The 22,897-nt window shown below is 72.1% G+C and carries 19 protein-coding genes; 12 read left to right on the top strand and 7 right to left on the bottom strand.

The window, feature by feature from the left end; all coding sequences use genetic code 11:
- Positions 1-93 precede the first annotated feature (93 nt).
- Genes rbfA through ASG94_RS02595 form a run of 4 tightly spaced genes read left to right on the top strand, consistent with a single transcriptional unit; the run spans position 94 to position 3,462 of the window.
- On the top strand, positions 94-609 hold the full coding sequence (rbfA, locus tag ASG94_RS02610; protein ID WP_056924863.1) for a 30S ribosome-binding factor RbfA: 516 nt from the start codon (positions 94-96) through the stop codon (positions 607-609).
- Positions 606-1,487: a tRNA pseudouridine(55) synthase TruB gene (truB, locus tag ASG94_RS02605; protein WP_268788553.1), complete on the top strand. Its 882-nt coding sequence runs from the start codon at positions 606-608 to the stop codon at positions 1,485-1,487. The genes rbfA and truB overlap by 4 nt, the downstream gene beginning before the upstream one ends.
- Before the next feature lie 23 nt (positions 1,488-1,510).
- Positions 1,511-2,455: a bifunctional riboflavin kinase/FAD synthetase gene (locus ASG94_RS02600; protein WP_056924862.1), complete on the top strand. Its 945-nt coding sequence runs from the start codon at positions 1,511-1,513 to the stop codon at positions 2,453-2,455.
- Positions 2,452-3,462, top strand: a complete 1,011-nt coding sequence (locus tag ASG94_RS02595; RefSeq protein WP_056924861.1) for a hypothetical protein — start codon at positions 2,452-2,454, stop codon at positions 3,460-3,462. Before ASG94_RS02600 ends, ASG94_RS02595 begins: the two co-directional genes overlap by 4 nt.
- A 90-nt stretch (positions 3,463-3,552) precedes the next feature.
- Here the strand turns inward: ASG94_RS02595 and ASG94_RS02590 are convergent, their stop codons facing one another.
- The 4 genes from ASG94_RS02590 to ASG94_RS02575 are packed head-to-tail and all read right to left on the bottom strand — an operon-like array spanning position 3,553 to position 7,689.
- Positions 3,553-3,795 carry an HPr family phosphocarrier protein gene (locus ASG94_RS02590; RefSeq protein ID WP_056924860.1) on the bottom strand — a complete coding sequence of 81 codons (243 nt, stop codon included), beginning with the start codon at positions 3,793-3,795 and terminating at the stop codon, positions 3,553-3,555.
- A gap of 32 nt (positions 3,796-3,827) precedes the next feature.
- Entirely contained in the window at positions 3,828-5,975 is a 2,148-nt protein-coding gene (locus tag ASG94_RS02585; RefSeq protein WP_056924859.1) for a PTS fructose transporter subunit IIABC, read from the bottom strand.
- The gene (locus ASG94_RS02580; protein WP_056924858.1) at positions 5,972-6,925 is read right to left on the bottom strand and encodes a 1-phosphofructokinase family hexose kinase; all 954 of its coding nucleotides are present in this window, start codon (positions 6,923-6,925) and stop codon (positions 5,972-5,974) included. Before ASG94_RS02580 ends, ASG94_RS02585 begins: the two co-directional genes overlap by 4 nt.
- Complete coding sequence (locus ASG94_RS02575) at positions 6,922-7,689, bottom strand: DeoR/GlpR family DNA-binding transcription regulator (RefSeq protein ID WP_056924857.1); 768 nt, start codon at positions 7,687-7,689, stop codon at positions 6,922-6,924. Before ASG94_RS02575 ends, ASG94_RS02580 begins: the two co-directional genes overlap by 4 nt.
- 136 nt (positions 7,690-7,825) lie before the next feature.
- Here ASG94_RS02575 and ptsP point away from each other — a divergent pair, with 136 nt between their 5' ends.
- Positions 7,826-9,505, top strand: a complete 1,680-nt coding sequence (gene ptsP, locus ASG94_RS02570) for a phosphoenolpyruvate--protein phosphotransferase (RefSeq protein WP_056924856.1) — start codon at positions 7,826-7,828, stop codon at positions 9,503-9,505.
- A gap of 210 nt (positions 9,506-9,715) precedes the next feature.
- Here ptsP and ASG94_RS02565 read toward each other — a convergent pair whose 3' ends face one another.
- On the bottom strand, positions 9,716-10,762 hold the full coding sequence (locus ASG94_RS02565; RefSeq protein WP_056924855.1) for a zinc-dependent dehydrogenase: 1,047 nt from the start codon (positions 10,760-10,762) through the stop codon (positions 9,716-9,718).
- A 204-nt stretch (positions 10,763-10,966) separates the two neighbouring features.
- Between ASG94_RS02565 and ASG94_RS02560 the strand changes: the two genes are divergently transcribed.
- On the top strand, positions 10,967-12,955 hold the full coding sequence (locus ASG94_RS02560) for a PTS mannitol transporter subunit IICBA (protein WP_056924854.1): 1,989 nt from the start codon (positions 10,967-10,969) through the stop codon (positions 12,953-12,955).
- 75 nt (positions 12,956-13,030) lie between these two features.
- Here the strand turns inward: ASG94_RS02560 and ASG94_RS02555 are convergent, their stop codons facing one another.
- Positions 13,031-15,175 carry a molybdopterin-dependent oxidoreductase gene (locus tag ASG94_RS02555; RefSeq protein ID WP_056924853.1) on the bottom strand — a complete coding sequence of 715 codons (2,145 nt, stop codon included), beginning with the start codon at positions 15,173-15,175 and terminating at the stop codon, positions 13,031-13,033.
- Positions 15,176-15,254: 79 nt separating this feature from the next.
- Between ASG94_RS02555 and ASG94_RS02550 the strand changes: the two genes are divergently transcribed.
- From ASG94_RS02550 to ASG94_RS02540, 3 genes are all read left to right on the top strand, one after another.
- Complete coding sequence (locus ASG94_RS02550; RefSeq protein WP_056924852.1) at positions 15,255-15,578, top strand: PadR family transcriptional regulator; 324 nt, start codon at positions 15,255-15,257, stop codon at positions 15,576-15,578.
- Positions 15,575-16,612, top strand: a complete 1,038-nt coding sequence (locus tag ASG94_RS02545) for a hypothetical protein (RefSeq protein ID WP_056924851.1) — start codon at positions 15,575-15,577, stop codon at positions 16,610-16,612. Before ASG94_RS02550 ends, ASG94_RS02545 begins: the two co-directional genes overlap by 4 nt.
- 128 nt (positions 16,613-16,740) lie before the next feature.
- Positions 16,741-17,004 (top strand): DUF6458 family protein, encoded by a 264-nt coding sequence (locus tag ASG94_RS02540; RefSeq protein ID WP_056924850.1) that lies wholly within the window; start codon positions 16,741-16,743, stop codon positions 17,002-17,004.
- A 59-nt stretch (positions 17,005-17,063) separates the two neighbouring features.
- On the opposite strand, the gene ASG94_RS02535 is transcribed toward ASG94_RS02540, so the two are convergent.
- The gene (locus tag ASG94_RS02535; protein WP_156411388.1) at positions 17,064-18,188 is read right to left on the bottom strand and encodes a class I SAM-dependent methyltransferase; all 1,125 of its coding nucleotides are present in this window, start codon (positions 18,186-18,188) and stop codon (positions 17,064-17,066) included.
- Positions 18,189-18,370: 182 nt separating this feature from the next.
- Between ASG94_RS02535 and rpsO the strand changes: the two genes are divergently transcribed.
- The 3 genes from rpsO to ASG94_RS02520 all read left to right on the top strand — a co-directional run bounded on the left by rpsO (position 18,371) and on the right by ASG94_RS02520 (position 22,555).
- Positions 18,371-18,646, top strand: coding sequence for a 30S ribosomal protein S15 (gene rpsO / locus ASG94_RS02530; RefSeq protein ID WP_056924848.1), 276 nt, complete (start codon positions 18,371-18,373; stop codon positions 18,644-18,646).
- Between the two features lie 299 nt (positions 18,647-18,945).
- On the top strand, positions 18,946-21,177 hold the full coding sequence (locus tag ASG94_RS02525; RefSeq protein WP_200958004.1) for a polyribonucleotide nucleotidyltransferase: 2,232 nt from the start codon (positions 18,946-18,948) through the stop codon (positions 21,175-21,177).
- 76 nt (positions 21,178-21,253) lie between these two features.
- Positions 21,254-22,555 (top strand): M16 family metallopeptidase, encoded by a 1,302-nt coding sequence (locus ASG94_RS02520; RefSeq protein WP_235537100.1) that lies wholly within the window; start codon positions 21,254-21,256, stop codon positions 22,553-22,555.
- Positions 22,556-22,897: the final 342 nt, after the last annotated feature.

Below are 22,897 nucleotides of genomic sequence, written 5' to 3'. Positions count from 1 at the left end.
CGGGCACGTCCGTCCTCCTACGAGGACGGACGTGCCCGGTCGGTCTCCGCGGGCGCACCGGAAGTGCCCGGTCGCGTTTGAGAGAGTGGAACCATGAGCAACCCCCGCGTCCGCAAGATCGCCGACCGCATCCAGGTCATCGTCGCCGAGATGCTCGAGCGCCGGATCAAGGACCCGCGCCTGGGCTTCGTCACCATCACCGACGTCCGCGTCACCGGTGACAGCCAGCAGGCGTCGATCTTCTACACCGTCCTGGGCGCCGACGAGGAGCGCGAGAGCACCGCCGCCGCGCTGGAGTCGGCCAAGGGCGTCATCCGCTCCGAGGTCGCCAAGCAGCTCGGCATGCGCATCGTGCCGACGCTGACCTTCATCCCCGACGCGCTGCCGGAGAGCGCGCGCGCCCTCGACGAGGTGCTCGCCCGGGCCAAGGCCCTCGACGAGGAGGTCGCGGCCCGCCGCGGCACGGCGTACGCCGGCGAGGAGGACCCCTACAAGAAGCCCCGCGAGGGCGATGACGCCGACGCCGACGCCGACGACGTCTGGGACGACGACGAGCTCGAGGACGAGCCCTTCGAGACGCCTCCTCCGTCGGCTCCTCAGGACAAGTGACCGGACGAGTGACCGCGCCCGTCGCCGACGGGCTGGTCGTCGTCGACAAGCCCGGCGGCATGACGTCGCACGACGTCGTCGCCCGGGTCCGGCGTGCCCTCGGGACCCGCAAGGTCGGGCACGCCGGCACGCTGGACCCGATGGCCACCGGCGTGCTCGTGCTCGGAGTCAACCGGGCGACCCGGCTGCTCGGTCACCTGATGCTGACCGAGAAGCGGTACGACGCGACCATCCGCCTCGGGGCGTCGACGACCACCGACGACGCCGAGGGCGAGGTCGTGTCGACCGCCCCGACCGGGCACCTCACCGAGGAGCAGGTGCGCGACGCGCTGACCGCGTTCGCCGGTGAGATCGACCAGAAGCCCACCGCTGTCTCCGCGATCAAGGTGGACGGCAAGCGCGCCTACCAGCGCGTGCGTGACGGGGAGGACGTCGACCTGCCCGCCCGCCGTGTGACGATCCACGAGCTCGACGTCACCGCGGTGCGCGGCCCCGACGTCGACGTGTCGGTGCGCTGCTCCAGCGGCACCTACATCCGGGCCATCGCCCGCGACCTCGGCGCGGCGCTCGGCGTCGGCGGGCACCTCGTCGCGCTGCGGCGCACGGCCGTCGGTCCCTTCGACCTCTCGGTCGCCCGCAGCCTGGAGGACCTGGCCGACGACCCGTCGGTGCTCCCGGTCGCGGAGGCTGCGCGAGCGACGTTCCCGTCGGTCGACCTCGACGAGGAGGCCGCCGCCCACGTGCGCGTCGGCCGGCGGCTCGACCTGGCCCTGCCCGGCGCGGGGGAGCACGCGCTCTTCGCGCCCGACGGCACCTTCCTGGCCCTCTACGAGCCGAGCGGCGCGGGAGCGCGCCCGGTGGCCGTCTTCGTCGGGTGAGCCCCGTCGGTAGGCTTCGGCCCGTGCAGATCTGGCGTTCCTTCGACGACGTGCCGGCCGACCTCGGCCGCACGGTCGTCACGATCGGCAACTTCGACGGCGTGCACCTCGGGCACCGGCACGTGCTGGCCCAGGCGCGCGCCACGGCCGGCGACCTCGGTGTCGACACCGTCGTCGTGGTGACCTTCGACCCGCACCCCATGGCGGTCCTGCGTCCCGAGCACGCGCCGCCGATCCTCACCTCGATCGAGACGCGCGGGCGGCTCGTCGAGGAGACCGGCGTCGACGCCGTGCTGGTGGTCCCGTTCGACCGGGAGATCGCGGGCTGGAGCCCGGAGGAGTTCATCGACCGGGTGCTCGTCGGCACCCTGCACGCTCGCGCCGTCGTCGTGGGGGCCAACTTCCGCTTCGGCCACCGGGCCGCCGGGGACGTGGCGCTGCTGCGCGAGGCCGGCGCGACGCGCGACTTCGACGTCGAGGGCATCGCGCTCGACGGTGGCCCCCAGGTCTGGAGCTCGACGTACATCCGCCAGTGCCTCGCCACCGGCGACGTCGCCGGTGCGGCCGAGGCGCTGGGCCGCTCGTTCACGGTGCGCGGCGTCGTCGTGAAGGGCGACCAGCGCGGCCGCGAGCTCGGCTACCCGACCGCCAACGTCCCCACGCCGGTCGACGGGGCCGCACCCGCCGACGGTGTGTACGCCGGCTGGCTGACCCGCCGCGACACCGGCGAGCGCTTCCCGGCCGCGATCAGCGTCGGCACCAACCCGACCTTCGACGGCGAGCGCGAGCGCCGCGTGGAGTCCTACGTCCTGGACCGCGACGACCTCGAGCTGTACGGCGTGGAGGTGGAGGTCGAGTTCGTCGAGCGGCTGCGGGGGATGGTGAAGTTCGAGGGCGTCGAGGCGCTGGTCGAGACGATGCACGACGACGTACGCCGCGCCCGGACCGTGCTGGAGCAGCGATCGTGACGTCCCGCCAGCGTCCCGGGGACCCGCTGGCGGCGACCGAGGCGTGGTTCCTCGAGCACGGGCTGTCCTACTTCGTCCCCGCCGAGCGCGCCGCCGCCCGCGAGGCGCTGACCCGGCGCCGGGTGCTGCCCGCGCTGGCCGTGGTGGCCGTCGTCGCCGCGGTCCTGGCCGGGCTGCTCGGCTGGCTGTCGAGCCAGGTGGCGGCGGCGCCCGCGGTGCTGCTGACCGTGGCGGGCGTCGGGGCGGTCGGCTACGCCCTCACCGCCCTGCGAGCCCGACCCATCGTGGGCTGGGCCCTCAAGCGCACGCTGTCGAGCCTGGGGTCGGTGGTCTCCACCGCCTCTCGCGCCCTGCCGCTGCTGCTGGTCTTCATCGCGTTCCTGTTCATCAACGCCGAGGCCTGGCAGATGACCTCCCACCTCGGCTTCGGCACGCTGTGGCTCACCGCCCTGCTGCTCCTCGGGCTGGGCACCGTCTTCCTGCTGGTGCGGCTGCCGGAGGAGGTCGACCAGGCCGACGACGCCGTCGACGACGCCTTCCTGCTGCGCGCCTGCCGCGGCACGCCGCTGGAGGGCGCGTGCCGGGAGATGGTCGAGGACCCGTCGGCCGACCCGGCGCGGCACGCCGAGGTCACCGGCTACGAGCGGTGGAACCTCATCGTGGTGCTGCTGGTGATCCAGGCCGTCCAGGTGGTCGTGCTCGTGGCGGCGGTGTTCGGTTTCCTGCTGGTCTTCGGGTCGCTCATCGTCAACGAGGACGTGCAGCAGCTGTGGACGGGTGAGGGCACCTCGCACCTGGCGTTCCTGACCAACGTCTCGGCCGAGCTGGTGAAGGTGTCGCTGTTCCTGGCGTCCTTCTCCGGGCTCTACTTCACCGTCTCCGCGATCACCGACGAGACCTACCGCGGCCAGTTCTTCAGCGCGGTGATGGTGCACCTGGAGCGTGCCGTGGGTGTGCGCGCGGTCTACCTCGCGCTGCGCGAGCGCCGCACCCAGGACGCTCCCTAGCCACGAGGCGCCAGCCGGCCACCCGTCGTACGACGACGGGCCGGCGCCCCGGAGGGACACCGGCCCGTCGTGCGGGTCATGCGAGGGCGCTCAGGCGTCGAGGTCCTGCTCGACGAGGGCGGCGATCGCGTCGAGCGCCGACTGGTCGTCGCTCTCCACCTCGACGGTGTCGCCGTTGCCGGCCCCGAGGGTCATGATCATCAACGACGAGCTGGCGTCGACGCCATTGATGGTCACCGCGGCGCCGAGGCCCTCAGCGGCCTCGGCGATGATCGCGGCGGGACGGGCGTGCAGGCCGACGGCCGAGCCGACGACGACGGACTTGCTGGGCATGGGTGCTCCTTCGTGGGGTGGGTCGAACAGGGTCAGACGGTGGTGACGTCGGCGTCGGACGGGCCGATGGACTTCAGGACGACGACGGCGGCAGCTCCGACGGCGACGCCGGCCGCGAGGGCGATGAGGTAGCCGAGGACGTTCTCGACGGCGAAGAGCACGAAGATCCCTCCGTGCGGCGCCCGCACGCTGACCTCCATCGCCATCGACAACCCGCCTGTCACGGCGCTGCCCAGCATGATCCCGGGGATCACACGCAGCGGATCGGCTGCGGCGAACGGGATGGCCCCCTCGGTGATGAACGACAGGCCCAGCAGCCAGCCGGCCTTGCCGTTCTCCCGCTCGGCGGCGTTGAACAGGCCGGGGCGAACGACGGTGGCCAGCGCCAGGGCGATCGGCGGCACCATGCCGGCGAGCATGACAGCGGCCATGATCTGGAGCTCGGGGGCGTCGTTGGCCAGTGCTGCGCCGCCGACCCCGACGGCGGCGAAGGTGTAGGCGACCTTGTTGAGCGGGCCACCCATGTCGAAGGCCATCATCAGACCCAGGATGATCCCGAGGAGGATCGCGCTGCCACCCGACATCGAGTTGAGCCCCTCGGTCAGCTGGTCCATGAGCCAGGAGATCGGCCTGCCGAGCACGATCAGCATCGCCAGACCGGCCAGCACCGACGCGAGCAGCGGGATGACCAGGACCGGCATCAGCCCGCGGGCCCAGGTCGGCACCTTCCAGCTCGCGATCCAGTGCGCGGCGATGCCCGCCAGGACGCCGCCGATCATCGCCCCGATGAACCCGGTGGCCGGGTAGGCGACACCGTCGGAGGTCTGCACGTTGAAGAGGTTGGCGGACAGCCCGCCCAGGACGAAGCCAGGCGCGATGCCGGGGCGGTCGGCGATCGCGTAGGCGATGTAGCCCGCCAGGGCCGGGAGGAACAGCGCGAAGGCGGTCTTGCCGATGATGAAGAAGAGCGCCCCGAGGTACGCCATCAGTCCTGAGTTGAACAGGGCGTGGTCGAGACCGAGCGCCTCGGGGTCGGGCAGGTTGAAGATGCCGTTGTTGACGGCGATGTCGCCGTAGGGGCCGACGATCTCGTATCCGCCCAGCAGGAAGCTCAGCGCGATCAACAGACCGCCGGCGGCGACGAACGGGATCATGTACGAGACGCCGGTCATCAGCACCCGCCGGACGCGGCCACCCCACGACTCCCCAGCGCCGTGGTCGGTACCTCCCGCAGAGGCCTCGCCCTCGACCCGTGGGGCGCTCGCGGGATCGGCCGCGTAGCGCAGCGCCTCGGCGATCATCGCGTCGGCGTCGTCGATCGGTCGCTTCACACTGGAGCTGACCATCGGCTTGCCGGCGAACCGGCTGCGGTCGCGCACGCCCACGTCGACGGCGAAGATCACCGCGCCCGCCTGGGAGATGGTCTCGTGCGCCAAGGGCGTGCTGCCGGCCGAGCCCTGGGTCTCGACCGCGATGGCGACCCCGGCCCGCGCGGCCGCGGCCTCGAGGGCCTCGGCGGCCATGTAGGTGTGCGCGATCCCGGTGGGGCACGCGGTGACCGCGACCAGGGACGTGGTTGCCGCGGTGGCCGGGGCGGTGGCCGTGGCCGTGGTGCCGGAGGCCGCTGCGGCGCCTGCCGGGGCAGCCGTGCCGCCGGCCGGTACGCCGGGGGGCGTGCCGTCGGGGGTGCCCGACGCGGGTGCGCCCGCCTTCGTGGCGGCCGGCTCGGAGACGCCGAGCGCCTCGTTGATGAGCCTCACGACCTCGTCGGCGTCCTCGGCGTCGCGCAGGGCGTTGGTGAAGGCCGGCTTGACGAGCGAGCGGGCGAGCTTGGTGAGCAGCTGGAGGTGGGTGGCGTCCCCGCCGGCCGGGGCGGCGATGAGGAAGGCCAGGTCGGCCGGGCCGTCCTTGGCGCCGAAGTCGACGCCCGGGCTGAGCCGGGCGAAGGCCAGCGTCGGCTCGTCCACGCCGGTGGTGCGGCAGTGGGGGATGGCGATGCCGCCCGGCAGGCCGGTCGAGGAGGTCTCCTCACGGGCGAAGGCGTCGGCGACGAGCTGGTCGGTGTCCGCGGCCCGGCCGGCGTCGCCCACGACGGCGGCCAGTCCCCGGATCACGTCCAGCTTGTCGTCGCCCCACGTCGTGTCGAGGCGCACCAGTTCCCTGGTGATCAGATCGGTCATGCGGTGCCTCCCAAGGCGGTGACGGTGACGAGCTCGGGGCGGAGGTGCGACGGCTCGGGGATCGTGGTGCCGGGCAGGGCAGCGGCGGCGCTGCCGTAGGCCACGGCGAGGGCCAGGCGCTGGGGCGGCGTGAGCCCCCGGATGTCGCCCAGGACGTAGCCGAACAGGCTGGAGTCGCCTGCTCCCACCGTGCTCACGACGGTGGTCGGCGGGGGTGTGGCGTGCCAGGCGCCCTCGGCGGTGACGAGCACGGCGCCGTTGCCGCCGAGGGTGGCGAGCACGGCCTCCACGCCCCGGTCGACCAGGGTCCGCGCGGCGGCAGCGGCCTTGTGGGGGTCGGCCTCGAGCACGTCGGCGTCGCCGCCCGTGAACGACGCGAGCTCCTCGCCGTTGGGCTTCATCAGGTGCGGTGCCGCCCCGGGCAGCGCCTCCACGAGCGCGCGCAGCGGGGCCTCGCTCGTGTCCACGGCGACCTTGGCGACGGTGCCGCGCAGGCGGCGTACGACGTCGGCATAGAACTCCGCGGGCGCTCCCGGCGGGAGCGAACCGGCCAGCACGGCCCAGTCCGCGCTGCCGGCGCGGGCCAGGAGCGCGTCGGACATGGCGTCGAGGTGGACCTGCTCGACCGTGGCGCCGGGCGAGTTGAGCTTGGTGGTGGTGCCGTCGGGCTCGGTGATGGTGATGTTGACGCGGACGTCACCGGCCGGGCGGACCGGGCGGCAGTCGATGCCGGCGGCCAGCAGCTCGATGACGAACGGGTCGTCCTTGGCGGCCGGGAGCACCGCCATCGTCGGGTGCCCGGCGCTGACCGAGGCGCGCGAGATGTTGACGCCCTTGCCCCCGCCCTGGGAGGTCACCGAGTCGACGCGCTGCACGGCCCCGCGCACCAGCTCGCCGGCCAGGGAGACGGTCCGGTCGATGCTGGGGTTGGGGGTCAGGGTCAGGATCATGCGATCACCACTTCCACGCCGGCTGCGTCGAGATCGGACTGGTCGTCGGGCTTGATGGCTGAGTCGGTGACCAGGACGTCGACGTCGTCCACGGTGGCGAACCGCATGGAGGACTCGACGCCGATCTTGGTGGAGTCGGCGAGGACGACGGTACGCCTCCCCGCGGCCACGATGGCGCGCTTGGTGGCCGCTTCCTCACGATCGGGGGTGGTCAGCCCGTGGCGGGGGCTGAAGCCGTTGGTCGCCACGAACGAGACGTCCGCCCGCAGGTCGGCGAGCGCGGCGACGGTGTCGGAGCCGACGGCGGCCTGGGTCGTGGGCCGCACCCGGCCGGGCAGCAGGTAGAGGTCGATCTGGGGGAGCCCGGCGAGCCGCGCGGCGACCGGCACGGCGTGGGTGACGACGGTGAGCCGGTGGTCGCGGGGGAGGAGCGTGGCCAGCCGGGCGGTGGTGGAGCCGGCGTCGATGATGACGATGGACCCCGGCGGCGGCAGCAGCGCGACGGCGGCGGCGGCGATGAGGTCCTTGGCGGTCGTGTTGGCCAGGTCCCTCTCGCTGAGGCCCGACTCGATGACGGCCAGCGAGCTCGACGGGACGGCGCCCCCGTGGACGCGCCGGATCAAGCCGATCCGCTCGAGGGCCGACAGGTCGCGGCGCACGGTCTCGGTGGTCACCGAGAACTCCTCGGCGAGGTCGGCGACGGAGACGCGGCCCTGGCGGGTGATGGCCTGGGCCATGGCCTGCTGGCGTTCCTCGGCGTACACCGTGCTCCTTCCGTCGCGGGTGCGGAGAGGCCGCCGGAGATCCCCGGGGACGGGGCCGTCGGCACCAATCTGTGTCTGTGTTGTTTTATCCCCGTATCTGTTGATTGTCAAGCACCGCCTGAACTACGGTGTGTCCATGACCACACCTGCTCACTCCGTGCTCCGCGGGACCCCCGTCGTCCCGGGAGTCGCCGCCGGACCTGCCCTGCTCGTGCGCGGGGAGGTCTCGCCCGACGCCATCGCCCGCTTCGGGGACGGGGACTTCGCCGACGCGGACGCCGCGATGGCGGCGTACGACGACGCGGTCGCTGCCGTCGCCGACGGCTTCGCGCGCAAGGCGGACCAGGCCACCGGCCCGGCCGCCGAGGTGCTGACGGCGAGCGCCGGCCTCGCCCGGGACAAGGGGCTGCGGGGTGCGGTGTCCAAGAACGTGGCCGCGGGCCAGGGACTGGTGACGGCCGTGGACGGGGCGGTCGAGCAGTTCGTCACCATCTTCACCAACATGGGCGGCTTGATGGCCGAGCGGGTCACCGACCTCGAGGACATCGAGCGGCGCGTGGTCGCGCACCTCGTCGGCGAGCCCGAGCCCGGCGTGCCCACGCCCGCGGAGCCGTCGGTGCTCATCGCGGAGGACCTGGCCCCGAGCGACACCTCCGGCCTGGACCCGGCGCTGATCACCGCGCTGGTGACCGAGCGCGGCGGCGCCACCAGCCACACGGCGATCATCGCCCGCCAGCTCGGCATCCCGTGCGTGGTGGGGACGGCCGGCATCACCGACGTCGGGCGCGGCACCTTCCTCGTCGTCGACGGCGAGTCCGGCGAGGTCGAGGTCGGGGGCGACCCCGCCGAGGCGCAGCGACGCGTCGAGGCCAGTCGGGCCGCCCGCGAGGAGCTGGCCCGGTGGTCGGGCCCCGCCTCGACGTCCGACGGGATCCCGGTCAAGCTGCTCGCCAACGTCGCCGACGGGCCCAGCGCCGTCCAGGCCAGCGCCGAGCCGGTCCAGGGCGTCGGTCTCTTCCGTACCGAGCTGTGCTTCCTCAACGCCACCGACGAGCCGTCGGCCGAGGAGCAGGCGGACATCTACGCCTCGGTGCTCGGTGCCTTCGGCGAGGGCCAGCACGTGGTCATCCGCACCCTCGACGCCGGCTCCGACAAGCCGATCGCCTTCGCCACGCTGCCCGGCGAGGAGAACCCCGCGCTCGGAGTGCGAGGCCTGCGGCTGTCGTTCGGCAACCCCGGGCTGATGGACCGCCAGCTCGACGGCATCCGGATCGCCGCCGAGCGCACCGGCACCGAGACCTGGGTGATGGCGCCGATGGTCGCCACCGTGGCCGAGGCCGCTGACTTCGCCGAGAAGGTCCGCGCCCGCGGGCTCAAGCCCGGCATCATGGTCGAGATCCCCAGCGCCGCCCTGCTGGCCCACCGGATGCTCGAGGTCGTCGACTTCCTCTCGATCGGCACCAACGACCTCACCCAGTACGCCATGGCCGCCGACCGGATGGCCACCGACCTGGCCCACCTCACGGATCCGTGGCAGCCGGCGGTGCTGCAGCTGATCGCGATCACCGCCGAGGCGGGCAAGCAGGCCGGCAAGTCCGTCGGGGTGTGCGGGGAGGCGGCCGCCGACCCGCTGCTGGCGTGCGCGCTCGTCGGCATGGGCGTGACCTCGTTGTCGATGGCCGCGCGGGCCGTGCGCCCGGTGGGGGCCCAGCTGTCCCGGGTCTCGATGGACACCTGCGAGGCCGCCGCCGAGGCCGCCCTGGGCGCGAGCGACCCGATGGCCGGGCGCGACGCCGTACGAGCGCTGCTGCACTGACGTCGGGGCCGGCGCCCCGCCACTCTCCTGACGCGACGAACCCGGCCGGTGCGGCACCGGCCGGGTTCGTGCGTGCTGCTGTGTCGTTCTGGGGCTACTGCTCGACGGTCGTGGGTTTCGAGACGGGTCGCTCGTCCGCCGCTGGCGCGGCGTGCGAGCCGACCCTCCTCAACCTCCCGGTCGACAGCCGTAGCAGCTCGTTCCTCGCTGCTACGGCTCGACCGTGACCTTGATGGCCTCGCCCTGGGCGACGATGTCGAATGCGGACATCACGTCGTCGAGGGGGATGTGCCGGGTGATGAGGTCCTTGACCGGCACCTGGCCGGTCGAGATGTACTCCAGCGCCCGCTTGTTGTGGTCGGGGGAGGAGCCGTTGGCGCCGTGGATGTGCAGCTGGCGGTAGTGCACCACGTTGGAGTCGCAGGTGATCGTCGGGTCGGTCTTGGGCAGGCCGCCGAAGAAGGAGATCCGGCCCTGGCGGGCGGCCATGGCGATGGCCTGCTCCTGGGTGATGTTGGCCGGGGTCGCCGTGATGATCACGTCGGCGCCGCGACCGTCGGTGAGCTCCATGACCTTGGCGACCACGTCGACCTGCGAGGCGTCGATGACGTGGTCGGGCTGGACGGCGTCCGCCGACATCTGCAGCCGCTCGGCGTTGACGTCGACGAGCACGACCGTGCCGACCTTGTGCACGCCGCGGGCGATGCGGATGTGCATGCAGCCGATCGGACCGGCGCCGAAGACGACGGTGAAGTCGCCCTCCTCGATGCCGAGCTGCTCCTGGGCGTTGATGGCGCAGGCGAACGGCTCGGCGGCCGACGCCTCGTCGTAGCCCACGTTGTCGGGGATGCGGTTGAGGCCGTCGACCTTGAGGACCTGGGCCGGGACGATCATGTACTCCGCGAACCCGCCGTCGTACTGGTAGCCGACGGACGTCTGGTTCTGGCAGACCTCCATCCAGCCCTTGCGGCACTCGTGGCACTCTCCGCACGGCACGGCGGCGATGCACTGCACGCGGTCACCGACGGAGAAGCCGCCGAGCGCGTCGGCACCGACCTCCACGACCTCGCCGGCCACCTCGTGGCCCATGGTGGTGGTGCCGGTGATGTTGACGTGGCCGTTCTTCTTGATCTTGACGTCGGTGCCGCAGGTCGAGCAGTTCTTGACCTTGATCTTCACCTCGTCGGGCCCGCACTCGGGCTCGGGCACGTCCTCGAGCCGGATGTCCTCGGGGGCGTAGAAACGCAGTGCCTTCATGGTCGGTCTTCCTCCACGGGTGAGTTGGCGCTCGGTCGGTGCGTGCTCACCACCGTAGCGGGCATAACGGGGCTAAAGCCACATTGTTTTGCCCCCACTTTCGCCCGAATGCTTGGCAACGTGCCCATTTGGGGGTTTACTGGGGGACCTGACTGTGACCCGGGTCACCCAGGGCTCGGCACTCGTCTCCTTCCGGAGGAATACATGTCCACACAGACGGAACCGCGCGGCGGCGCGCGCGTCCACGTGCAGAAGTTCGGGACGTTCCTGTCCAACATGATCATGCCCAACATCCCCGCCCTGATCGCCTGGGGACTCCTCACGGCGCTGTTCATCGACGTCGGGTGGCTGCCCAACGCGGAGATGGCGACCATGGTGGGCCCGACGATCCACTACCTGCTCCCGATCCTGATCGCCGCCACCGGCGGCCGGATGGTGTACGGCGACCGCGGGGCCGTCGTCGGCGCCTTCGCGGTGATGGGGGCGATCGCGGGCTCCGACCAGCTGATCGCCGACTTCAACGCCGACGCGCTGGCCGACTGGCTCGCCGCGGGCAAGGCCGCGGAGGACTTCGCCGAGCTCGGCCAGGTGCACATGTTCATCGGCGCGATGATCATGGGCCCGCTCGCGGCCTGGGTGATGAAGAAGCTCGACGCGCTGTGGGAGGGCAAGGTGAAGGCCGGCTTCGAGATGCTGGTCAACATGTTCTCGGCCGGCATCGTGGCCTTCGCGATGGCCCTGACCGGCTTCTGGGTCGTCGCCCCGATCGTCAACAAGATCATGGACGTCCTGGGCAACGGCGTCGAGACCCTGGTCAACAACAACCTGTTGCCGCTCACCTCCGTGGTCATCGAGCCCGCCAAGGTGTTCTTCCTCAACAACGCCATCAACCACGGCGTCCTCACGCCACTCGGCCTCACCGAGGCGGCGGAGACCGGCAAGTCGGTGCTCTTCCTGCTCGAGGCCAACCCCGGACCGGGTCTCGGCCTGCTCCTCGCGATCTCGGTCTTCGGCAAGGGCGTGGCCAAGGCGACCGCTCCCGGTGCGGCCATCATCCAGTTCTTCGGCGGCATCCACGAGATCTACTTCCCGTACGTCCTGATGAAGCCCAAGCTGATCCTGGCCACCGTCCTGGGTGGCATGACCGGTGTGGCCATCAACGTCGCCTTCGACGTGGGCCTGCGTGCCCCGGCCGCACCCGGCTCGATCTTCGCGGTCTACGCACAGACCGCGTCCGGGTCCTACGTCGGGGTGACGCTCGCGGTGCTCGGCTCGGCCGGGGTGAGCTTCGCGGTCGCGGCCTTCCTGCTCAAGCTCGACAAGTCCGAGGACGAGGGCGACCTCGCGGCGGCGACGGCCCAGATGGAGGCCAACAAGGGCAAGAAGTCGTCGGTGGCCGGCGCCCTGGCCGGCACCGCTCCCGCTGCGGGCCAGCAGGTGCACAGCATCGTCTTCGCCTGCGACGCCGGCATGGGCTCCTCCGCGATGGGGGCGTCGGTGCTGCGCAAGAAGATCCAGGCTGCGGGCCACGGCGACGTGACGGTGGTCAACAAGGCGATCTCCAACCTCGACGACAGCTACGACCTCGTGGTGAGCCACCAGGACCTCACCGACCGCGCGAAGCAGCGCACGCCCTCGGCCATGCATGTCTCCGTGGACAACTTCATGGCGTCGCCGCGCTACGACGAGATCGTGGAGCTGATCGACCGGACCAACGCGCCGGGAGGGGCGGCGGTCGCGGACCCGGTCGCGGACACCGCCAGCAGCGTGCTGGACGACGACGCGATCGTGCTGCGGGGCACGGCGACCTCGCGTGACGACGCGATCACCGAGGCGGGCCGGCTGCTCGTCGCGAGCGGCGCCGTCGAGGCGTCGTACGTCGACGCGATGCACGAGCGGGAGGCGTCGGTCTCGACCCACATGGGCAACGGGCTGGCCATCCCGCACGGCACCAACGAGGCCAAGTCGGCGATCAACCGGACGGCGATCTCGTTCGTCCGCTACGCCGACGGCGTCGACTGGAACGGCAAGCCGGTCGAGTTCGTGATCGGCATCGCCGGCGCCGGCGACGACCACCTGGCCCTGCTGCAGAAGATCGCGGGCGTCTTCACCGACCAGGCCCAGGTCGAGCGGCTCCGCTCGGCGGGCTCGGCGGACGAGGTGCGCGAGATCCTGGAGGGCGTGCGCGTCTGACCAGCGGCCCCCTGGGGACGCCCGGTCGGCCTGGAGACAGGTCGGCCGGGCGTCCTGCCGCGTCCGCGGCCCGGGTCAGTCGGGCGCCGACACGGTCACGGGTACGCCGCTCAGCGCGGCGTTGCCGGACACGTCGAGGCGCTCGGGGTCGGTCAGGTCGTTGATGGAGACGCCGGGCACCTCGCTGGCCCGCCGCATCCCGGGGTTGCGCGCGTGGCCGTAGCCGTGGGGGAGGCTGACCACCCCGCGCATGATGTCCTCGGTGGCCGCGACCTCGACCTCGACGCTCCCGACCCGCGAGCTCACCCGGACCACGGTGCCGTCCGCGAGCGAGCGGGCGGCCAGGTCGTCCGGGTGCATGAGGAGCTGGTGGCGTGCCTTGCCGCGGGTGAGGCGCTCGACGTTGTGCAGCCAGGCGTTGCAGTCCTTCTGGTGCCGCCGGCCGATGAGCAGCAGCTCGCCCTCGGCCGGAGCGGGCACGGCGGCGAGCCGGGCCAGGTCGTCGAGGACGAGCGACGGGGCGAGGTCGATGCGCCGGTCGCGGGTCTGGAGCCGCTCGGGCAGCAGGCCGGCCCGTAGTGGACCGAGGTCGATCCCGGCGGGCCGGGCCCGGAGCCGGCGCAGGGTGACGCCCGTGCGACCCGAGAGCAGCAGCAGCTGCACCAGCCGCGTCGGGCTGGTGCTCATCCGGGCCCGGAGGGCGAGCCGCTTGCGGCGAGTGGGCCTGCGCTCGAGGCGGGCGACGGTGCGCAGCGCGAGGGCGCGGTAGATCTGCCAGTCGTGGCGGGTGCCGGGGCCGGCGGGCAGCACCGCCGGGGTGAAGCGGGCGGTGTTGCGCACCGCCAGCGCCTGGAAGACCAGGTCGTAGTGGTCCCGCTCCAGGGCGGTGGTGGGCGGCAGGATGACGTCGGCATGCCGGGTGGTCTCGTTGAGGTAGATGTCGACCGAGGCCATGAAGTCGAGCCCGGCCAGGGCCTCGTCGAGGCGCGCCCCGTCCGGGGTGGAGAGCACCGGGTTGCCCGAGAGCGTCAGCATCGACCTGACCTGGCCCTCGCCCGGCGTCTCGATCTCCTCGCGCAGCGCCGACACCGGCAGCTCGCCCGCCGTCTCGGGCAGGCCGCGCACCCGGGAGCTCCAGGCCCCGTGGTGGCCCCGACCGATGATCCCGCGGCCGACGACGTCGATGGCCGGGCTGGTGAACATGGCCCCGCCCTCGCGGTCGAGGTTGCCGGTGAGGATGTTGAGCAGGTTGACCGCCCACTGGCACACGGAGCCGAACTCGTGCGTGGAGACGCCGACCCGTCCGTAGGCGACGGCGCTCTCGGCTGCGCCGAGCTCGCGGGCGATGCGCCGGATGTCGTCGGCCGGCACGCCGCTCATCGCCATGGCGTGCTCGGGGGTGAAGTCCGCGACCGCCCTCTCGACCGCCGCGAGCCCGTCGGCGTGCTCGGGTGCCGCGGCGAGCCCGTCGTCGAAGAGCACGTGGAGCATGGCGAGCAGCACCCACGCGTCGCTGCCGGGGCGCACGAAGTGGTGCTCGGTCGCGATCCTCGCGGTCTCGGTGCGCCGCGGGTCGAGCACCACCAGGTGTCCGCCGCGGCGCTTGAGCTCGCGGGCGCGCTGGGGGAAGTCGGGGGCGGTCATCAGCGAGCCGTTGGAGGCCATCGGGTTGGCGCCCACGACCAGGAAGTAGTCGGTGCGGTCGATGTCGGGGACGGGCAGCAACAGCTGGTGGCCGAACATCAGCTGCGCGAGCAGCTGGTGGGGGAGCTGGTCCACCGAGGTGGCGCTGTAGGTGTTGCGGCTGCGCAGCGCCTTGACCAGTGCGGTCCCGTGGGTCATCGAGCCCAGGCTGTGGACGTTGGGGTTGCCGAGGTAGATCCCCACGGCGTCCCGGCCGTGCGCGTTGATCGTCCCCGCCAGCCCGTCGGCCACGAGGTCGAACGCCTCGTCCCAGCCGATCTCCGTCCACTCGCCGGTGGCGCGGTCGCGGCGTACGGGACGACGCAGCCGGTCCGGGTCGGCGTGCACGTCACCGATCGCCACCCCCTTGGGGCAGATGTGGCCGCGCGAGAGCGGGTCGTCGGGGTTGCCGCGGACCCCGGTGACGGCACCGGCCTCGAGGGTGATCTGGAGGCCGCAGATGGCCTCGCACAGGTTGCAGACGCCGAGCCTCGTGACGGGGCCGTGCGACGCAGGGGAATTCGTGGCGGAAGGCACCTGCGGATCCTTGCACGACGACACGCCGCCGGAACGACGCTTGCTGCGGTAGTGCGCAATCCGCACTAGTCTGCACCGCATGGACAGCACACAGCTCCTCAAGGGGGTGCTCGACCTGGCCGTGCTCGCGGTGGTCGACGACGAGGACGGCTACGGCTACGACGTCGTACGGCGCCTGCGCGCCGGCGGCCTCGACGACGTGGGCGACGCCTCCGTCTACGGCACGCTGCGCCGGTTGTACGCCGCGGGGGCTCTGACGTCGTACGTCGTGCCCTCCGAGAGCGGCCCGCACCGCAAGTACTACGGGATCACGCCCGCCGGTCGTGACCAGCTCAAGACCCAGCGCGACGACTGGGCGCACTTCTCCACGACCGTCACCAACCTGCTCCAGGGGGCCCGATGAACACCGCACCGCTCGTCCGACCCGATGTCGAGCAGTTCGTGCTCGACGTGCGCGACCACTTCGCGGACCTCGATGACGACGAGCGCGAGGAGCTCCTCGGCGGACTCGAGGCCGACGTCGCCGAACGGGTCGCGGAGGAGGGGACAGGCGTGCTGGGGGACCCGGCCGCCTACGCCGCCGAGCTGAGGGCCGCTGCCGGCCTGCCGCCGCGGTCGCCCGGGCGGGCACCCTCCTGGGCGGGGGCGTCGCCGGGGGCGCTCCTCGACGCCGCGGCGACCCGCTGGTCGCGGCTGCTGGACGGGCTCCCGGGCGACGCGGGCGGCCTGCTGCGCGCCGCCCGTCCGGCGTGGTGGGTCTTCCGGGCCTGGCTGGCGGTGATGCTGGTGAGCGTCCACGTCTGGGTTCCGCGGCAGCAGGATGTGCCGTACCTCCCGACCCCGTCCGCCGGCGCGGGGGCGGCGGTGCTCGTGGTCGCCGCGCTCCTCAGCGTGCAGATCGGTCGGGGCCGCCTGTGGCCCGGCACGAGGTCGACCCTGGCGCGGGTGGTGCTGCTGGCCCTCAACCTCTTCGCGCTGGCGGTGCTGCCGAACACCGTGCAGAACGTGGAGTACACCGCCCAGGCGCAGTACTTCGACGACCTCGCGCCCAGCCTCCAGCAGCGGGGCGTGACGCTCGACGGCGAGCAGGTCTGCAACATCCAGCCGTACGACGCCGACGGCCGGCCGCTGACCGGCGTCCAGCTCTTCGACCGCCGGGGCAGGCCCCTGGACGTGCGCTGTCCCGACAGGTACGGCACCGGCGCCTACCCGTGGCAGCTGGGCGACGTGGCCCGGTGGAACGTCTTCCCGCAGGCCGAGCGGCGCCAGGGGGGCGACGACCGGGTGGTCCCGGACGCCTACGACTCGGCGCGCCCGCCGGCGTTCCCGACCCCCGAGCGGGCCGAGGTCCCGGAGGTGACGCACCCGCTGGTGGTCGAGGAGTCCTCCGGCGGGCGTCGCGTGACCGGAGGTGCGAGCGCCCGGCCCCGCCGGTAGGGGACCCCTGCGGGTGAGGTCGACGGGCGGGGGAGCGCGTGGCGCGTCACGATGTCGGCCGAGTGCCGTTAGGTTCCACGAGCACTCAATCCCCCCCACCACTCCACACACCACCGGGAGACAACACCATGGGTTACGGACTCGGCGTCTTCCTGCTGGCGCTCGGCCTCATCCTGGCCTTCGCCGTGCAGGACATGATCAGCGCGGTCGACCTCACGATGGTCGGCTACATCCTCTGCCTGGCCGGCATCCTCGTCATCGCGATCACCGCCATCCAGACCAACACGCGCCGTCGTGCCACGACGGTCGCCACCACCACCGACCACGAGGGTCGCTCCGCGACCACCGAGCGTCGTACCGAGACGGACCCGCCGGCCCCGCCGGCCGTCTGACCCCGGGTGCCGAAGGCCCCTTCCCCGCCGTCGGGGGAGGGGCCTTCGCCGTGCCCGGGTCAGGCCCGCCGCATCCAGAAGCCGCCGCCCACGAGGGTGGTCGGGTCGACGGAGGGGGCCGGCCAGTCCGCGGCCAGCGTCGCCGACAGCGAGGGGGTGGTCGCGACGTGGTGCACCGGGAGCTCGATGCGGTCGCCGGCGGCCCCGCCGAGCAGGTAGCTCATGAGCAGGTACTGCTCGGCGTAGAAGCGGTCGTTCCAGGCCTCGGGGTAGTCGTCGGGCAGGAAGATGTCGTGCAGGCCGTAGAGGACGCCGGAGGCCAGGTAGGGCAGGGACTCGGTGAAGAACACCGTCACGTCCGAGCTGGTGAAGCTGCGGTGGCTGTTGTCGACGAAGAGCATGTCGCCGCTGCCCAGCCGGTCGAGGACCCCGGGGTCCACCTGCTCGTAGGGCGTGCGGATCACCTCGTCGCAGAGCACGTCGACCTCCGCGCGCGGCTGGGGGTCGATGGAGATGATCCGGGTGTCGAGCCCGTGGTCGCGGACGGCGAGCCGGGCGAACTTGGTGGAGAAGCCCGAGCCGACCTCCATGTAGACCGACGGGCGGTGCTCGGCGATGAGGCCGTAGAGGGTGATGCCGTCCAGCGGGGGCAGCCACGGGTTGGACCAGAAGGGCAGCAGCGGGTCCGTCTCGGCCTCGGGGACCGCCGCGAGCGGGGCCAGGTGACCGGAGATCCGCCCCAGCAGCTCGGCGTACTCCTCGTCCCGGGCGCCCACGAGGTCCTCGAAGAACGTCCGCCCCGGACGGCCGAAGGTGCGCGGCTGAGGGTGGTAGGGATAGTCGAACAGCGCGGCCATGCCGCCCGCCACCCGGGCCTCGTGCTCGGTGTCCAGCGCCATGTAGTGGTCGAGCGCGGCGCGGGTCTCGTGCAGGTCGTCGTCGACCTCGGCCAGCCGGGCGTACGTCGCGTGCAGCTCGTCGCGCAGGTCGTCGGCGTCGGCCCGGGCCTCGCGCCCTGCCGCGCGCTCGGCCTCCAGGCGCGTACGGGTGCGATCGAGCCGCGCGCGCACCCTGGTGAGCCGCTCCCGGGTGGCGGCGAGCCTCGAGCGGGCCCGGTCCCGCTCCTGCTCGACCCGGCGGACCGGGCGCAGCCTCGTGGTCACTCGCTCGACGTGTCGCTGCACGCGTTCTCCCTTCGGGCCATGGCCGGGACCCTACTCGCCGCCGGCCGTCGTGGGTCGCGCAGTTTTGGGGCCTTGCTCCCTGCGCTGATAAGTTCTCGGACTGCCGTGCAACGGCCGCGGATCCACAGTGCCCGGGTGAACAGGCCCCGGCGCGCCGCGCAACGAGCCGAGAAGGAGCCCCCATGTCGATCGGAACCGACGCGGAGACCAAGAAGAAGATCATCGCCGAGTACGCCACGGCCGAGGGCGACACCGGTTCGCCCGAGGTGCAGGTCGCTCTCCTGAGCCACCGCATCAGCCACCTCACCGAGCACCTCAAGCAGCACAAGCACGACCACCACAGCCGTCGTGGTCTGCTGCTGCTCGTGGGCCAGCGCCGTCGCCTGCTGAACTACCTGCAGAAGACCGACATCGCGCGCTACCGCTCGATCGTCGAGCGCCTCGGCCTGCGTCGCTGACCACGCCTGGAGCGGTTCCCCGTCACGGGGAGCCGCTCCTGCTGGTTTGCGGGCCGTTCCGTTAGGCTCGACCCCGGCCCTCCGCGGGCCACGGTGCCCAGCTCGGGCACACCTCACGCACAACTGCACATTCACACCACCAGGAGTGGCCCGGAACGTCGGCTCGGTCCTCGGTAGTGGCCTCCGGATCGTTGCGCACAGCGCGACCCGTGGGCCTCGATCGAAGACCGGCAACATGCTCGAACGTCGAGCTGTTCGGGCGTTCCGCGGCTAGCTCCGCGAAGAGAAAGGGAACCCCTTTGAACGAGGGACCCATCATTTCTGCTGTCGAGACCGTGCTGGACAACGGCAAGTTCGGACAGCGCACCGTCAAGTTCGAGACCGGCCTGCTCGCCCGCCAGGCGGCCGGCTCCGTCACCGCCTACCTGGACGACGAGACGATGCTGCTCTCGGCGACCACCGCCGGCAAGACCCCGAAGGACCACTTCGACTTCTTCCCCCTGACGATCGACGTCGAGGAGCGGATGTACGCCGTGGGCCAGATCCCCGGCTCCTTCTTCCGGTCCGAGGGTCGCCCGGGCGAGGACGCGATCCTCACCTGCCGCCTCATCGACCGCCCGCTGCGCCCGACCTTCAAGAAGGGCCTGCGCAACGAGGTCCAGGTCGTCATCACCGTCATGGCGCTCGACCCGAACATGCCGTACGACGTGCTGGCCATCAACGCCGCGTCGCTCTCGACCCAGCTCTCCGGCCTGCCGTTCTCCGGCCCCGTCGGTGGCGTCCGCGTGGCGCTCATCGAGGGCCAGTGGGTCGCCTTCCCGACGCACTCGCAGCTCGAGGACGCCGTCTTCGACATGGTCGTCGCCGGTCGCGTCACCGACACCGGTGACGTCGCCATCATGATGGTCGAGGCCGAGGCCACCGAGGAGACCATCGCGCTCGTGCAGGGTGGCGCCCAGGCGCCCACCGAGGAGGTCGTGGCCGGTGGCCTCGACGCCGCGAAGCCCTTCATCAAGCAGCTCGTGGAGGCGCAGGCCGAGCTGGCGCGCGACGCCGCCAAGCCGGTCCAGGACTTCCCGGTCTTCCTCGACTACGAGGACGACGTGTACGCCGCCGTCGAGTCCGCCGCCAAGGCCGACACGGCCGCCGCGATGACCATCGGCGACAAGCAGGAGCGCGAGACCAAGGTCGACGAGATCAAGGCGTCGCTGCTCGAGAAGCTCGCGGGCCAGTTCGAGGGCCGCGAGAAGGAGATCGGCGCGGCGTTCCGCTCGCTCAACAAGTCGCTCGTGCGCGAGCGCGTGCTGCGCGACAAGGTGCGCATCGACGGCCGCGGCCTCGCCGACATCCGTCCGCTGCACGCCGAGGTCGGCGTGATCCCGCGCGTCCACGGCTCGGCGCTCTTCGAGCGTGGCGAGACCCAGATCCTGGGCGTCACCACCCTCAACATGCTCAAGCTGGAGCAGCAGCTCGACACGCTGTCCCCGGAGAAGCACCGCCGCTACATGCACAAGTACGTCTTCCCGCCGTTCTCCACCGGCGAGACCGGTCGCGTGGGCTCGCCCAAGCGTCGCGAGGTCGGCCACGGCGCCCTGGCGCGCCGCGCGCTCCTGCCGGTGCTCCCGAGCCGCGAGGAGTTCCCGTACGCCATCCGCCAGCTCTCCGAGGCCATGGGCTCCAACGGCTCGACCTCGATGGGCTCGGTCTGCGCGTCGACCCTGGCGCTGCTCCAGGCCGGTGTGCCGCTCAAGGCCTCCGTCGCGGGCATCGCGATGGGCCTCATCTCCGGCGAGGTCGACGGCGAGACGCAGTACGTCGCGCTGACCGACATCCTCGGTGCCGAGGACGCCTTCGGCGACATGGACTTCAAGGTCGCCGGCACGCGTGAGTTCGTCACGGCCCTCCAGCTCGACACCAAGCTCGACGGCATTCCGGCCGAGGTCCTCGCTGCGGCGCTGACCCAGGCCCGCGACGCCCGTCTGGCCATCCTCGACGTCATGGCCGAGGCCATCGACGCCCCCGAGGAGATGTCGGTCCACGCCCCGCGGATCATCACGATCAAGGTGCCCGTCGACAAGATCGGCGAGGTCATCGGCCCGAAGGGCAAGATCATCAACCAGATCCAGGACGACACGGGCGCGACCCTGTCGATCGAGGACGACGGCACGGTCTACATCGGTGCGACCAACGGCGAGGCCGCCCAGGCCGCGAAGGACGCCGTCAACGCGATCGCCAACCCGACGATGCCCGAGGTCGGCGAGCGCTACCTCGGCACGGTCGTCAAGACGACCAACTTCGGTGCGTTCGTCTCGCTGATGCCCGGCAAGGACGGCCTGCTGCACATCAGCAAGCTGCGCGCCCTCGCCGGCGGCAAGCGGGTCGAGGCCGTCGAGGACGTCCTGTCCGTGGGCCAGAAGGTCCAGGTCGAGATCGGCGAGATCGACGACCGCGGCAAGCTCTCGCTCGTGCCCGTGGTGGAGGAGTCCTCCGCGTCGGCCGTCGACGGCGACGAGGCCACCGACTCCGAGTGACCTGAGCTCCATCCGCGACCGGCCGGCAGCCACCTGCCGGCCGGTCGTGGCATTTCTCCTGCGAAAGGCATCCCCCGTGCAGAACTCCGGCACCACCCGCACCCTCCAGACGGTCAAGGACGCGGACGGCCAGGTGACCTCGCGCGTGCGTCGTACCGTGCTGCCCAGCGGCCTGCGCATCGTCACCGAGCAGATGGCCGGCGCCCGCTCGGCCAGCATCGGCGTGTGGGTCGGCGTGGGCTCGCGTGACGAGACCCCGGCCCTGCACGGCTGCTCGCACTTCCTCGAGCACCTGCTCTTCAAGGGCACCCGCGAGCGCAGCGCCCTCGACATCTCGGTGGCCCTCGACGCGGTCGGCGGGGAGTTCAACGCCTTCACCGCCAAGGAGTACACCTGCTTCCACGCGCGGGTCCTCGACGACGACCTGCCGATGGCCATCGACGTGCTCGGCGACATGGTGACCAACTCCCTCATCACCCCTGCCGACGTCGAGGCCGAGCGGGACGTGATCCTCGACGAGATCGCCATGCACGACGACGACCCGGACGACGTGGTGCACAACCTCTTCGCCCGCCAGGCGTGGGGCGACACCCCGCTGGGCCGTCCGATCGCCGGCACCCACGACTCCATCACCGCGATGAGCCGTGACCAGATCCACCGCTTCTACCGCCGGCACTACCGCCCCGGGACCATGGTGATCGCGGCGGCCGGCAGCGTCGACCACGCGACCGTCGTACGCCAGGTGCGCGCGGCCTTCGCCCGGCAGGGCTTCCTCGAGGGCGAGGGCGAGCCGGCCGCGGCCCGCATCACCGACAAGGCCCGCGCGGTCACCTCCGGCGAGGCCCGCACGACGCGACCCTTCGAGCAGGTCAACATCGTGCTCGGTGCCCAAGGCATCACCCGCACCGACGATCGCCGCTACGCCCTCGGGGTCCTCAACACCGCCCTCGGTGGCGGTACGTCGTCGCGGCTCTTCCAGGAGGTCCGCGAGCACCGCGGGCTGGCCTACTCGGTCTACTCGTTCGCCAGCCACCACGCCGACGCCGGGCTCGTCGGCGTCTCGGTCGGCTGCCTGCCCGGCAAGGTCGACGACGTGCTCGCCACCGTCCGCGCCGAGCTCGCGAAGGTGGCCGCCGACGGCATCACCGCCGAGGAGCTCGAGCGCGGCAAGGGCCAGCTCCGCGGCGGCCTCGTGCTCGGGCTCGAGGACTCAGGCTCGCGGATGTCGCGGATCGGCAAGGTGGAGCTCATGCGTGACGAGCTGCTCTCCATCGACCAGGTGATCGCCCGCATCGACGCCGTGACCCTCGACGAGGTCCGCGACGTCGCCGCGCTCTTCTCCCAGCCCGAGGTCCTCGCGGTCGTCGGCCCGCGCTGACGCTCGGCGCCGCTCCCTCGCCCGGGAACTGGCGGCGTCCGACGGGGTTCTCGCGGTTGCCCGCGCAACTGGCGGCGTACGACGGGGGTCACGCCGCCGCTCGCGCAACTGGCGGCGTACGACGGGTGGGGCGGGCTGTGAGCTGTCGTCTCCCGCCAGTTGCGGGGGGCTGCGGCGGGGGAGCCGGTCAAAGTGGCGGCGTACGACGGGGTTCTCGGGGTTCGGGCGGTCGTGTCCCGCCAGTTACAGCGAGCCCTCCCGCACGCCGTGCGGGTCAGGGAGCGTCCACAGGCAACTGGCAGGACGGCTGTGTCCACAGCAGGCGAGTCCGCGGTGGTGCTG

The organism is Nocardioides sp. Soil805, from assembly GCF_001429625.1.
GTDB lineage: Bacteria > Actinomycetota > Actinomycetes > Propionibacteriales > Nocardioidaceae > Nocardioides.
This window is presented reverse-complemented; position numbering and strand designations above follow the sequence as displayed.

Coding starts and splice junctions, on each gene's coding strand:
- ASG94_RS02545 (WP_056924851.1), top strand. CDS start 15,575: ATGAACACCGCACCGCTCGTCCGACCCGATGTCGAGCAGTTCGTGCTC.
- ptsP (WP_056924856.1), top strand. CDS start 7,826: ATGACCACACCTGCTCACTCCGTGCTCCGCGGGACCCCCGTCGTCCCG.
- ASG94_RS02560 (WP_056924854.1), top strand. CDS start 10,967: ATGTCCACACAGACGGAACCGCGCGGCGGCGCGCGCGTCCACGTGCAG.
- ASG94_RS02590 (WP_056924860.1), bottom strand. CDS start 3,795: ATGCCCAGCAAGTCCGTCGTCGTCGGCTCGGCCGTCGGCCTGCACGCC.
- ASG94_RS02565 (WP_056924855.1), bottom strand. CDS start 10,762: ATGAAGGCACTGCGTTTCTACGCCCCCGAGGACATCCGGCTCGAGGAC.
- ASG94_RS02550 (WP_056924852.1), top strand. CDS start 15,255: ATGGACAGCACACAGCTCCTCAAGGGGGTGCTCGACCTGGCCGTGCTC.
- ASG94_RS02540 (WP_056924850.1), top strand. CDS start 16,741: ATGGGTTACGGACTCGGCGTCTTCCTGCTGGCGCTCGGCCTCATCCTG.
- ASG94_RS02580 (WP_056924858.1), bottom strand. CDS start 6,925: ATGATCCTGACCCTGACCCCCAACCCCAGCATCGACCGGACCGTCTCC.
- ASG94_RS02585 (WP_056924859.1), bottom strand. CDS start 5,975: ATGACCGATCTGATCACCAGGGAACTGGTGCGCCTCGACACGACGTGG.
- rbfA (WP_056924863.1), top strand. CDS start 94: ATGAGCAACCCCCGCGTCCGCAAGATCGCCGACCGCATCCAGGTCATC.
- rpsO (WP_056924848.1), top strand. CDS start 18,371: ATGTCGATCGGAACCGACGCGGAGACCAAGAAGAAGATCATCGCCGAG.